This is a genomic window from Pseudomonas sp. IAC-BECa141 (genome assembly GCF_020544405.1).
GTDB lineage: Bacteria > Pseudomonadota > Gammaproteobacteria > Pseudomonadales > Pseudomonadaceae > Aquipseudomonas.
In genome coordinates, this window is record NZ_CP065410.1 from 2,225,619 (window position 1) to 2,238,239 (window position 12,621).

12 protein-coding genes and 1 tRNA gene are annotated in these 12,621 nt (G+C 58.3%); 11 read left to right on the forward strand and 2 right to left on the reverse strand.

Annotated features, from left to right (window positions below):
* The 7 genes from rpmI (at window position 1) to I5961_RS10125 (ending at window position 4,921) form a co-directional block, all read left to right on the forward strand.
* Window positions 1-195, forward strand: coding sequence for a 50S ribosomal protein L35 (rpmI, locus tag I5961_RS10095; protein WP_002553160.1), 195 nt, complete (start codon window positions 1-3; stop codon window positions 193-195).
* Window positions 196-225: 30 nt separating this feature from the next.
* Window positions 226-582, forward strand: a complete 357-nt coding sequence (rplT, locus tag I5961_RS10100; protein WP_002553161.1) for a 50S ribosomal protein L20 — start codon at window positions 226-228, stop codon at window positions 580-582.
* Window positions 583-691: 109 nt separating this feature from the next.
* Complete coding sequence (gene pheS / locus I5961_RS10105) at window positions 692-1,708, forward strand: phenylalanine--tRNA ligase subunit alpha (RefSeq protein WP_011333387.1); 1,017 nt, start codon at window positions 692-694, stop codon at window positions 1,706-1,708.
* A 26-nt stretch (window positions 1,709-1,734) separates the two neighbouring features.
* Window positions 1,735-4,113 carry a phenylalanine--tRNA ligase subunit beta gene (gene pheT, locus I5961_RS10110; RefSeq protein WP_085705366.1) on the forward strand — a complete coding sequence of 793 codons (2,379 nt, stop codon included), beginning with the start codon at window positions 1,735-1,737 and terminating at the stop codon, window positions 4,111-4,113.
* A gap of 3 nt (window positions 4,114-4,116) precedes the next feature.
* Window positions 4,117-4,419: an integration host factor subunit alpha gene (ihfA, locus tag I5961_RS10115; protein WP_002553164.1), complete on the forward strand. Its 303-nt coding sequence runs from the start codon at window positions 4,117-4,119 to the stop codon at window positions 4,417-4,419.
* Window positions 4,400-4,807, forward strand: a complete 408-nt coding sequence (locus I5961_RS10120) for a MerR family transcriptional regulator (protein ID WP_227235095.1) — start codon at window positions 4,400-4,402, stop codon at window positions 4,805-4,807. Before ihfA ends, I5961_RS10120 begins: the two co-directional genes overlap by 20 nt.
* A 37-nt stretch (window positions 4,808-4,844) precedes the next feature.
* A tRNA-Pro gene (locus I5961_RS10125) sits at window positions 4,845-4,921 on the forward strand.
* Window positions 4,922-5,268: 347 nt separating this feature from the next.
* Here the strand turns inward: I5961_RS10125 and I5961_RS10135 are convergent.
* Window positions 5,269-5,526: a hypothetical protein gene (locus I5961_RS10135; protein ID WP_085701222.1), complete on the reverse strand. Its 258-nt coding sequence runs from the start codon at window positions 5,524-5,526 to the stop codon at window positions 5,269-5,271.
* A gap of 341 nt (window positions 5,527-5,867) precedes the next feature.
* The gene (gene rtcR / locus I5961_RS10140) at window positions 5,868-7,469 is read right to left on the reverse strand and encodes an RNA repair transcriptional activator RtcR (RefSeq protein ID WP_227235096.1); all 1,602 of its coding nucleotides are present in this window, start codon (window positions 7,467-7,469) and stop codon (window positions 5,868-5,870) included.
* A gap of 206 nt (window positions 7,470-7,675) precedes the next feature.
* Here rtcR and I5961_RS10145 point away from each other — a divergent pair, with 206 nt between their 5' ends.
* From I5961_RS10145 to rtcA, 4 genes are all read left to right on the forward strand, one after another.
* A complete protein-coding gene (locus I5961_RS10145; RefSeq protein WP_227235098.1) occupies window positions 7,676-9,223 on the forward strand; it encodes a vWA domain-containing protein in 1,548 nt (515 codons plus the stop codon).
* Window positions 9,224-9,461: 238 nt separating this feature from the next.
* The gene (locus I5961_RS10150; protein ID WP_227235099.1) at window positions 9,462-10,688 is read left to right on the forward strand and encodes an RtcB family protein; all 1,227 of its coding nucleotides are present in this window, start codon (window positions 9,462-9,464) and stop codon (window positions 10,686-10,688) included.
* Between the two features lie 39 nt (window positions 10,689-10,727).
* A complete protein-coding gene (locus I5961_RS10155) occupies window positions 10,728-11,516 on the forward strand; it encodes a nucleotidyltransferase domain-containing protein (protein WP_227235101.1) in 789 nt (262 codons plus the stop codon).
* 8 nt (window positions 11,517-11,524) lie between these two features.
* A complete protein-coding gene (gene rtcA, locus I5961_RS10160; protein ID WP_085705359.1) occupies window positions 11,525-12,556 on the forward strand; it encodes an RNA 3'-terminal phosphate cyclase in 1,032 nt (343 codons plus the stop codon).
* Window positions 12,557-12,621: the final 65 nt, after the last annotated feature.

Here is a 12,621-nt window from a genome sequence, read left to right on the forward strand (position 1 = left end):
ATGCCAAAGATGAAAACCAAAAGTGGTGCTGCTAAGCGGTTTCTGAAAACTGCTAACGGTATCAAGCACAAGCACGCTTTCAAGAGCCACATCCTGACCAAAATGTCGACCAAGCGTAAGCGTCAACTGCGCGGTAGCAGCTTGCTGCATCCGTCTGACGTGGCAAAAGTCGAGCGCATGCTGCGCCTTCGTTAATTTTTGGATCAAGAATAGAGGAAGTAACTCATGGCTCGTGTAAAGCGTGGCGTCATTGCCCGTAAACGTCACAAAAAAATTCTGAAACTTGCTAAAGGCTACTACGGCGCACGCTCCCGCGTATTCCGTGTTGCCAAGCAAGCGGTAATCAAGGCAGGCCAATACGCCTACCGTGACCGTCGTCAGAAAAAACGTCAGTTCCGCGCTCTGTGGATCGCTCGTATCAACGCTGGTGCTCGTGTTAACGGTCTGTCCTACAGCCGTTTCATCGCTGGCCTGAAAAAAGCGTCCATCGAGATCGACCGTAAGGTTCTGGCTGATCTGGCAGTGAACGAAAAAGCGGCGTTTGCTGCGATTGTCGAGAAAGCTAAAGCCACCTTGGCTTAAGTACCCCCGACAGTCACCCGGCTTCACCTCTGTGGGGCCAGGTGTTAAACGTCATAAATAGGGGAAGAGCCTTCAAGCTCTTCCCCTATTTTGTATCTGGAGTCTGTACATGGAAAACCTGGATGCGCTGGTCTCTCAAGCACTAGAGGCTGTGCAAAGCGCTGAAGATATCAATGCCCTGGAGCAAATCCGGGTTCAATACCTTGGCAAAAAGGGTGAATTGACTCAGGTGATGAAGACCCTGGGGAATTTGCCGGCAGAAGAGCGTCCGCAGGTCGGCGCGCTGATCAACGTTGCCAAGGAACGTGTCACAGGCGTTCTCAATGCGCGCATGGCTCTGTTTGAGGAAGCCGAACTGGCTGCCAAGCTGTCTGCCGAATCCATTGACGTGACCCTGCCGGGCCGCGGTCAGACCTCCGGTGGTCTGCATCCGGTAACCCGGACTCTGGAACGTATCGAACAGTTTTTCACCCATATCGGCTACGGCATTGCCGAAGGCCCTGAGGTCGAAGACGACTATCACAACTTCGAGGCGCTCAACATCCCAGGTCATCACCCGGCCCGGTCGATGCACGACACCTTCTATTTCAATGCGAACATGTTGCTGCGCACCCATACCTCGCCGGTACAGGTCCGCACCATGGAATCGAAAAAGCCGCCGATCCGCATCGTCTGCCCAGGCCGTGTGTATCGCAGCGACTCCGATATCACCCACTCGCCGATGTTCCATCAGGTCGAAGGCCTGCTGGTTGATCGCGACATCAACTTCGCCGACCTGAAAGGCACCATCGAAGAGTTCCTGCGGGTGTTCTTCGAAAAAGAACTGGCCGTGCGTTTCCGTCCCTCGTACTTTCCGTTCACCGAGCCTTCCGCCGAAGTCGACATGGAATGCGTGATGTGCAGCGGTAAAGGCTGCCGCGTCTGCAAGCAGACCGGCTGGCTGGAAGTAATGGGCTGCGGCATGGTTCACCCGAACGTGCTGCGCATGTCCGGGATCGACCCGGAAGAATTCTCGGGCTTTGCCTTCGGCATGGGCGTCGAGCGACTGGCCATGCTGCGTTACGGCGTGAACGACTTGCGTCTGTTCTTCGACAACGACTTGCGGTTCCTCGCGCAATTTCGCTAGTCGTAACGAATTCTTAGGAGAGCAGGATGAAATTCAGTGAACAATGGCTGCGTGGCTGGGTCAGCCCGCAGGTAGATCGCGACGCGCTGGTTGCACGTCTGTCGATGGCCGGTCTTGAGGTCGATAGCGTTACGCCGGCCGCCGGTGTTTTCAGTGGCGTGGTGGTGGGCGAGGTGCTCAGCACCGAGCAGCATCCCGATGCCGACAAACTGCGCGTTTGCCAGGTCAGCAATGGTGCGGAAACTTTCCAGGTCGTGTGCGGTGCGCCAAACGTGCGTCCGGGCCTGAAGATTCCGTTCGCGATGATCGGTGCCGAGCTGCCGGGCGACTTCAAGATCAAGAAGGCCAAGCTGCGCGGCGTCGAGTCCAACGGCATGCTGTGCTCGCAATCCGAGCTGCAGGTCGGTGAAGGCAATGATGGTCTGATGGAACTGCCGGCCGATGCGCCGGTGGGCGAAGATTTCCGTGTTTATCTGGACCTGGAAGACGCCAGCATCGAAGTCGACCTGACTCCGAACCGTGGCGACTGCCTGTCCCTGGCCGGTCTGGCCCGTGAAGTCGGAGCGCTGTACGACGCTCCGGTCACTCGCCCGGTGGTGATGACCGTTCCGGCGGTGCACGACGAAGTGCGTTCGGTAGAGGTCCTCGCACCTGCTGCCTGCCCGCGTTATCTGGGCCGGGTCATCCGTAACGTTGACCTTTCCAAGCCTACGCCGCTGTGGATGGTTGAACGCCTGCGTCGCGCGGAAGTCCGCAGCATCGACGCTGCCGTCGACATCACCAACTACGTGATGCTCGAGCTGGGTCAGCCGCTGCACGCGTTCGATCTCGCCGAAATCAATGGCGGCATCCGGGTACGCATGGCGGAAGAGGGCGAGAAGCTCGTGCTGCTCGACGGTCAGGAAGTCAGCCTGCGTAGCGATACGCTGGTGATCGCCGACCACACTCGCGCTCTGGCCATTGCCGGCGTGATGGGTGGCGAGCACAGTGGTGTGTCCGCGACCACTCGTGACGTATTCCTTGAAAGTGCGTTCTTCGATCAGATCGCTGTGGCGGGCAAGGCTCGGTCCTACGGTCTGCACACTGACGCTTCGCACCGCTACGAGCGCGGGGTGGACTGGCAACTGGCCCGTGAAGCCATGGAGCGCGCCACTGGTTTGCTGCTGGAAATCACTGGTGGCGAAGCTGGCCCGATCATCGAAACCGTCAGCGAGCAGCATCTGCCGTCGATCGCGGCCATTACTCTGCGTGCTCAGCGCATCACCCAGATGCTGGGCATGGAAATGGATTCCGCCGAAGTCGAGCGTCTGCTCAATGCTTTGGGTTTGAAGGTTTGCGCCGACGGAGCTGGGCAATGGCGCGTGGAAGTGCCAAGCCATCGCTTCGATATCAGCCTGGAAGTCGATCTGATCGAAGAGCTGGCGCGTCTGTACGGTTATAACCGCCTGCCGGTTCGTTACCCGCAAGCTCGTCTGGCGCCACAAGCCAAGGCTGAAGCGCGTAGTGATCTGCCAGAGCTGCGTCGTCTGCTGGTAGCTCGTGGCTATCAGGAAGCAATCACTTATAGCTTCATCGATCCGAAGCAATTCGAGCTGTTCAACCCGGGCGTCGAGCCGCTGCTGTTGGCGAACCCGATCTCCAATGACATGGCTGCCATGCGTTCGTCGCTGTGGCCAGGGCTGGTCAAGGCGTTGCAACACAACCTCAACCGTCAGCAGGATCGTGTCCGCCTGTTCGAGAGCGGTCTGCGCTTTGTCGGTCAGCTGGAAGGTCTGAAGCAAGAGCCGATGATCGCCGGTGTGGTGTGCGGCAGCCGTCTGCCGGAAGGCTGGGCGCAAGGTCGCGAGACCGTGGATTTCTTCGACGTCAAGGCTGACGTAGAAGCGGTGCTGGGTTTTGCCGGTGCGCTGGATCAGTTCACTTTCGTACCGGGCAAACACCCTGCGCTGCATCCGGGTCAGACCGCGCGCATCGAGCGGGAAGGGCGTGAAGTCGGTTTTATCGGCGCGATTCACCCTGAGCTTTCGAAATCCCTGGGTCTCGACCGTCCGGTCTTCGTCTTCGAGCTGGTTCTGGCCGAAGTCGCTCTGGGGAAAATGCCGAAATTCCACGAGTTGTCGCGCTTTCCTGAAGTGCGTCGTGACCTGGCACTGATTGCGCACAAAGACGTTGCAGCCTCGGCTGTACTGGACGTAATCCGTGAAAATGCAGGCGAATGGCTGACAGACCTCAGGCTATTTGACGTGTATCAGGGTAAAGGCATTGATCCTGATAGAAAAAGCCTCGCAGTCGGCTTGACCTGGCAGCATCCATCGCGCACTCTTAATGACGATGAGGTGAATTCGACGACGCAAAATATCCTCACCTCGCTCGAACAAAGGTTGAACGCCACGTTAAGGAAGTGACGTATGGGGGCTTTGACGAAAGCAGAGATGGCGGAACGTCTGTATGAAGAGCTGGGCCTGAACAAGCGGGAAGCCAAGGAATTGGTTGAACTGTTTTTCGAGGAAATCAGGCACGCTCTTGAAGACAACGAGCAGGTCAAACTGTCGGGTTTCGGCAATTTCGACCTTCGGGACAAACGCCAGCGGCCTGGCCGCAACCCGAAAACGGGGGAAGAAATCCCGATCACGGCTCGCCGTGTGGTCACCTTTCGTCCAGGGCAGAAGTTGAAGGCCCGAGTTGAGGCTTATGCTGGAACCAAGTCATAACGACGAACTACCCGTCATCCCGGGCAAACGCTACTTCACCATTGGTGAAGTCAGCGAGCTGTGTGCGGTGAAACCGCACGTGCTGCGCTACTGGGAGCAGGAGTTTCCTCAGCTCAACCCCGTCAAACGCCGCGGAAACCGCCGGTATTATCAGCGCCAGGACGTGCTGATGATCCGGCAGATCCGCGCGCTCCTTTACGATCAGGGGTTCACCATCGGCGGCGCGCGCCTGCGTCTGTCCGGCGATGAAGCCAAAGACGACACCACCCAATACAAGCAAATGATCCGCCAGATGATCGCCGAGCTCGAAGATGTGCTGGTGGTTCTCAAAAATAATTTCCTGCTTTTAAATACTTCCAGTTTTCAAAAGCTTGCGATATATTCTTGAGCGTTCTTCGAGATGAAGAACGAGTTTCAAACCTAGTCGGGGCGTAGCGCAGTCCGGTAGCGCACTAGCATGGGGTGCTAGGGGTCGAGTGTTCGAATCACTCCGTCCCGACCATAATTCCTGAGTAACATCAGACACTTAAGCCGATCATCTGGATCGGCTTTTTTGTGCCTGCGCAAAACCCGCGCAAAATTACCCGGTAATTTCGCTGATATTCAGGTCCGAAGCTGCGTCCGACCAGACGATTTTCGCACGGTCCTTCTGTTAGTTTTTGGTCGTGCTCTCACTGGCATGGCCTGCGATTTTCTGCCCATCCTTTCCGACTTTCTGATACAGGTTGCAGCGGCAATCCTCGTACATCATAGAAGCCCTGCATTTCCTCTTCTTTCCATCCCTTGTAACAACCAGCCGCCCCTCGAGCCTTTTTATGCCTGCAAAAACTTATGAGGCGGCTAACTCGCTCAGGGCTTCTTTTCTTTCATCCCATCCTTTGAGCCGCTGGACGTTTGCGCATCCTTCTCGGTTTCATGGGCCTCTGCACCGGAGTTCGAGCCCGAGGCCTCTTCACCCTTTTTGTCGGCCTTTTCTTCCTTGGACTCGGTGCCTCCCTGGTTGACCCCGGGAATGCCGGTTGGCGGGACGCTGCTTCCCGCCATTGCGAGGGAGGCATTGGCGGATAAAAGACTTCCAAGCATGAGGGCTGCAATGGTTCGGTTCATCGTCGGGCTTCCGCGTCAGGTTGATAGACGTTGGAAGTTCTGACCCGGGGTAAAGTGCCGGTCAACTGACGGGCGGAACTCGTAGCTATTCGTTCACGGATGCCCGCTATAGATATGGTTCAGTAAGAACAGCTCGATGATCGCCACGAAGACGCAGGTCACTACAAATCCGCGGGTGAAGACTCTGCGAGGCTTTTGGCCGGACGTCTGGAAGCTATTCAGAGCCGATAGCAGGTTTGAAAAAAACTCCAGTAAGTCCATCCGTTTTTGTCCTTTGTTCGGTGCCGGTATCGCGGTGCGGCGCAGTTTATCTCATCGACCCAATTGGCTACGGTCATGTTTCACTGCTCGCGCAACTGGTTCCAGTCAATGCCGAACCGCCCGAGGTACTTCCTCAATCGGTCGGCATCATTGGGCTGCGCTTTGGCCTGTCGCGACACGCCGAACAGTCGTCTGCCGGCATCCGACAGGCTGTCTGCCTGGCGGCAAACTTCCAGCACCGCCTTCAATTGCAATCGATCGAACAGGTCCAGTGTCTCGGCATTGCCCGGCAGTTCATCAGTCACGCCTGTCGGTTGCGCCAGCCCCCACGCGTACCGCAGTCGATCAATTTCCTCCTCGACCTGCGCTTCATCGATTCGCCCGCTGTCGGCCAGTGTCGCCATGCGCGTGATCGAGGCCGAAAGCTCGCGGAAGTTACCCAGCCACGCAGCTTCCCGTGAGCTGGCAAACCCCAGGTAGCGCCGTCGGGCTTCAAGGTTAAAGCGCACCATTTGGCCGTGTTCGCGCGCGTGGCGTTCAAGCTCGAAATCGATGTTGGGTTCGATGTCTTCGCGGCGGCCCGCCAAGCCTGGCAGGTCGAACGTCCAGAGGTTGATCCGAGCGTAGAGATCTTCCCGGAACAGGCCTTCGGCGACACGACTGCGCAGGTCGCGGTGGGTGCCTGCGATGATCAGGAAGTCGCTGTCGACTTCCTTGTCCGAGCCCAGCGGGAAGAAGCGCTTCTCTTCGATGGCCTTGAGCAGCATGGCTTGTTCGTCCGTGCCCAGTTCGCCGATCTCATCGAGAAACAACATGCCACCGTCAGCCGCTCGCAATAGGCCGTCGCGTGCGTTTTGTGCGCCGGTAAAGGCGCCTTTGACGTGGCCGAACAGCGCGGACATTGCACCGTCCCCACGCAGGGTGGCGCAGTTGACTTCAACGAAGCGTCCCTGCATTTGATGGCGACTGCGTTTGAGCTCGTAAATGCGTCGGGCGAGAAAAGACTTGCCGGCGCCGGTCGGACCGATCAGCAGCATCGGCGCTTTGGAGCGTACGGCCACGCGTTCGATCTGTTCGATGGAGCGGTTGAACGCGGTGTTTCGGGTGGCGATGCCGGACTTGAGAAACTCCAGGCCTTCCAGGCGTCTGTGAGTGAAGCGAGAGGCAATCCGGTCGTAGCGCGACAGATCCAGGTCAATCAGGGCGTGTGTGCCGGTGGCCGGTTCTTCTTCATTCTTGCGGCGGGCGGGGGAGGTCTGGATCAGGCGTGCCGGCAAGTAGCGCGCCTCGGTCAGCAAGAACCAGCAGATCTGCGCGACGTGGGTTCCTGTGGTGATGTGCACCAGATAGTCCTCACGCTCGGTATCGAAAGTGTATTCGGAGGTGAAGTCATGGAGCGCGCCGTAGACCTCTTCGAAATCCCAGGGATTACGCAACGGCATCGGGTGCAGGCGCACTTCTGTGCCGGGCGACACCTGATGGATGTCCTCGCGAATGCGTTCGGCCAGGCTCGTGTCCCGGGCGTCTGTGCCGTGTATCAGTTCCAGTTGATGGATCAATACATCCGGTTGCTGGCACAGGCCCACGCTAGGCCGCCAATGGTTCCAGCGGTTGGCGCCTTTGCCTACGCGATCAAGGGTGGCGCCGATGAAACCGATGGCGACGGTGCGCTTGCCGGACATTGATGATCCTTAAAGATAAATGACGATACCCAATGATAATGTTTAAGCGTGTTATTTGTCGTGATGAGAGTTCATAGGTAATTGAAACTAAAATAAAATCTTTAAAAATCAAATAGATAAGAATAATTTTCGAACTTTTTCAAAAGCTGGCACAGCGACTGCAATACCTGTCGCAACGAACAGGACAACATAGCGAGACGCCACGAATGGCCAATTTCAACCTCTTCAATACGCAATCGAAAAGCCTGCCGGCGTGCGACGCCTTGAATGCTTCCGGTGCCGCGGCTTATGCCTACACACCCAAGCATCAGCTGGCCCAGCTGGCAGTCACCGGTTGCCTGAATTCGACCTTTTACGCATCCGCTCAAAGTCAGTTGGATCAGGTGTTGAAGCTGGTGGCGGAGCTGGACAGCCGTTTCGTGGCAAATGTCGCTCTTTATGCTCGCCAGAAAGGACACATGAAAGACATGCCGGCCTTGTTGCTGGCAGCGCTGACGGCTCAGCGTTCGGCTCTGGTGCCGGAGGTGTTCGAGAAGGTCGTGGACAGCGGCAAAATGCTGCGCAATTTCGTGCAAATCCTGCGCAGTGGCGCCACCGGTCGCCGCTCCCTGGGTTCTCAGCCCAAGCGTCTGGTGCAGAACTGGCTGAACAGCGCGACCGAACGCCAGCTCTTGCAGGCATCGATCGGCAATCAGCCTTCGCTGGCGGATGTGGTGAAGATGGTTCACCCAAAACCGTCCGAGGCCTGGCGCGAAGCGTTTTTTGCCTGGGTGATCGGCAAACCGGTGGATGCACAGGCGTTGCCCGGATTGACTCGCGATCTGCTGGCATTTCGCAGCGGAGCGAGTGATCAAGTGCCTGAAGTGCCTTTTCAATTGCTCGGTAACGAAACGTTGAGCAAGGAACAATGGGCAGAGCAGGCGCGAAACATGGGCTGGCAGGGGCTGCGGATCAACCTCAATACGCTTGCGCGCCATGGTGCTTTTGAAGTGACGGGTTGCACCGAAACCGTGGCCGCACGGTTGGCGGATCCCGAAGCAGTGGTCGGGGCACGGGTGTATCCGTACCAGTTGCTGGCAGCGTACCGGATGGTCGGCGATGACGTGCCGGCGCTGATTCGCGAGGCTTTGCAGGATGCGCTGGAGCTGTCGTTGGCCAATGTGCCGAAGCTTCAGGGGGCTGTGGTGGTTTGCCCGGATGTTTCCGGATCCATGGGGAGCCCGCTGACCGGTTATCGTCAGGGCGCGACCACCGCGGTGCGCTGCATCGATGTGGCGGCGCTGATTACGGCGGCGGTGTTGCGTAAACAGCCGACGGCACGGGTGATGCCGTTCGAATGGAAGGTGGTGGATATCACCCTCAACCCGCGCGACAGTGTGATCAGCAATGCCGAAAAACTTGCGGGCATTTTCGGCGGCGGAACCTGCTGCTCGGCGCCGTTGAAGAAACTGGCGGACAGCAAGGCCAGGGTCGATACGTTGCTCATGGTGTCCGACAACGAATCCTGGATCGATGCGCGACGTCAGGGCGCCAGCGAGACAATGTTGCAATGGGAGCGAATAAAGCGGATCAACCCGCAGGCACGCCTGATTTGCATTGACCTGCAACCAGGTTGGGCGACACCGGTGGCGGATCGTGACGACATCCTGAATGTCGGCGGTTTCAGTGATGCGGTGTTTGATGTGATCGAGCAGTTCACTGCCGGCCGGTACGGACCGCAGCACTGGGTCGAAGCGATTGAATGCATGGGATGAGGCAATCAGCCACCCAATGAATTGATTTGTCACGGGCACTGAATGCCGGTGGGACTACATCCAAGACGTCTCACCAAACCCTTGTCAGTGCGCGTGACGGCACGAATGCCGATGGCTGTACATCTGAGGCCGGCTAATCCCGGTGCGCGGTAACGCGCAACAGTCACCAACCTTTGTCGTGCCACCTTTTTTGAATCTGCCGGCGAATACCGGTGGAACTACCTGAAGAATCGAGATGATGAAAGAACACACTTACCAACTGCTGGAAGTCGCCAACGGCAAACCGATCAAGCTCTGGACCGAGGGCGTCCCGGTGGAAAACGAAGCTCGCGAGCAGTTGATGAACACGGCGAAGATGCCCTTCATCTTCAAGCATCTGGCTGTCATGCCGGACGTCCATCTGGGCAAGGGCTCGACCATCGGCAGCGTGATTCCCACGGTCGGCGCGATCATCCCGGCAGCGGTCGGGGTGGACATCGGTTGCGGCATGATTGCCGCGCGCACCTCGCTGACCGCGGCCGATCTGCCGGACAACCTGCATGGCCTGCGCAGTGCCATCGAGCAAGCGGTGCCTCATGGCCGCAGTTCGACCCGATCGCGCCGTGACAAAGGCGCCTGGGACGAGATTCCGCAACAGGCGGATCAGGCCTGGGCGGCGCTGAACCCACGGTTCAAGGCGATCACCGACAAGTACCCGAAACTGGCCAACACCAATAACCGCGGGCATCTCGGAACACTGGGCAGCGGTAACCACTTCATTGAAGTGTGCCTGGATGAAGCCAACCGGGTCTGGTTCATGTTGCACAGCGGCTCGCGCGGTGTCGGCAACGCCATCGGCAACCTGTTCATCCAGATGGCCCAGGCGGATATGCGCCAGCACATCGCCAACCTGCCGGATCGTGATCTGGCGTATTTCGAAGAAGGCAGCCGGCACTTCGATGATTACGTGGAAGCCGTGGGCTGGGCCCAGGATTTCGCCAAGCAGAACCGGGAGCTGATGATGCGAGCGGTGATTCAGGCCACGCGGCAGATCATACGCAAGCCATTCGAAGTCGCGCTGGAAGCGGTGAACTGCCACCACAACTATGTGCAGAAAGAGCGGCATTTCGGCGAGGACATTCTGGTCACCCGCAAAGGCGCGGTGTCAGCGAAGAAGGGCGAGTTGGGGATCATTCCCGGTTCGATGGGCGCCAAGAGTTTCATCGTGCGTGGTCTGGGCAACGAAGAATCGTTTTGCTCCTGCAGCCACGGTGCCGGTCGGACCATGAGCCGTACCAAGGCCAAAAACACCTTCACCGTCGAAGATCAGATCCGCGCCACCGCGCATGTTGAATGCCGTAAGGATGCTGCGGTGATTGATGAAATTCCGATGGCCTACAAGGACATCGACAAAGTCATGCACGCCCAGCGTGAGCTGGTTGAAGTGCTGCACACCCTGCGTCAGGTGGTGTGCGTCAAGGGATAACGCGTGCCGAAAGGCGCGCCGGAACAAGGATTGAAAGACATGAAATTCGAAGAACGACATCCGCTGTGCAGCGCCATGCGCGCCCGGGTGCTGGAAGAACTGGCGCGCATAGAGCGTGAGCGCAATGTCACGGTGCTGTATGCCTGCGAATCAGGCAGCCGGGCCTGGGGTTTTGCCTCGCCGGACAGTGATTACGATGTGCGCTTCGTTTATGTAGAGAAACCGGAGTGGTTCGTCCAGGTCGATGCGCCAGGTGATGTCATCGAGCGGCCTTTGGATGACGAGCTGGATGTCAGTGGCTGGGAGCTGCGCAAGACCCTCGGGCTGTTGCGCAAATCCAACCCGACCTTGCTGGAGTGGCTCGACTCCCCGCTGGTTTATCGCAGCGAGACCGCAGCGGTTGCGCAACTGCGGGCGCTGGCCGAGGCGTTCTACAGCCCGCCAGCCGCGCGCAATCATTATCTGTCGATGGCGAAGAAGAACTTCCGTGGTTATCTGCAGGGTGAAAGCGTGCGGTTCAAGAAGTATTTCTACGTACTGCGGCCGCTGCTGGCGGTGCGCTGGATCGATCAGGGGCGTGGTCGGCCGCCGATGACGTTCAGCGATCTGCTGAGTACCGTCGATGATCGTGCATTGCTCGATGAAGTCGACGAACTGCTCGCGCTCAAACGCAATGCCAACGAGAGCGCTTACGGTCCTCGTCGTCCGGCGTTGCATGCGTTCATCGAGGCGGAACTCGAGCGTGCGGTGCCGGCATTGCCAAGAACCCGGGAAGATTCGCGGCAGTTCGATCGATACCTGCGGGAAACCGTTGGTTTGTACGCATAAGGAAAAAAATGAAACAGGACGTTATTGAACTGGACGGCGCCATCGGTGGTGGCCAGGTGTTGCGTAGTGCGCTGAGTCTGTCGATGGTGACGGGCCAGGCGTTCCGCATCGAGCGGATTCGGGCCAGACGCAGTCGTCCCGGACTGTTGCGCCAGCACCTGACCGCGGTGACTGCGGCTGCTCAAGTCTGTGGTGCAAAGATCCAGGGGGCTGAGCTGGGCTCGCAGACATTGAGCTTCGAGCCGGGGCCGATTCGCGGTGGCGATTTTCGCTTTGCCATTGGAACCGCCGGCAGTTGCACATTGGTGTTGCAGACCTTGCTGCCCGCTTTATTGCTTGCGCCGCAAGCCAGCCGCGTGCGGATCAGCGGCGGCACGCATAATCCGCTGGCGCCACCGACCGACTTTCTCAGCCGCAGCTGGTTACCGCTGCTGCGACGGATGGGCGCGGAGGTTGAACTGACGTTGCTGCGCCACGGGTTCGTACCGGCGGGTGGCGGTGAAATCGACGTCAGGGTGCAACCATCGAAGTTGTCAGCACTGCACCTGTGCGAGCGCGGCTTGCCGCTCTCGCAACAGGCGTGTGCGCTGACGGCGGGACTGGCGCCGAGTGTTGGTGTCCGCGAGCTCGAAAGGGTGGCCCAGCGATTGAACATGGCGTCAGCGGAGTTGAACGCGGTCATTCTTGATCCGGCCTGCGGACCGGGCAACGTGTTGCTGCTGGAATATGCGTTTGAACACGTCACCGAAGTTTTCAGCGCTTTCGGTCAAGCGTCTCTACGTTCGGAGAAGGTGGCGGACGCCGTGATCGATCAGGCGGCCGATTGGTTGCACAGCGGTGCAGCGGTGGCAGAACATCTGGCGGACCAGTTGCTGTTGCCGATGGTGCTGGCCGGAGGTGGATCGCTTACCACGCCCAGGATGACCGAGCATTTGCACAGCAACATTTCGGTGATCGAGCGTTTTGTACCGATCGTCATCCAGTGCGAGGAAGAGGGCGCATCCCGGTTGAGGGTTGAAGTTCGCGCACGAAAGCAATAGGCGGCAAATTGCTGGCCCCCGAATGTTTCCGGTCCCGGCAAACTCGCCTTTTTTCAAAAGGTTAG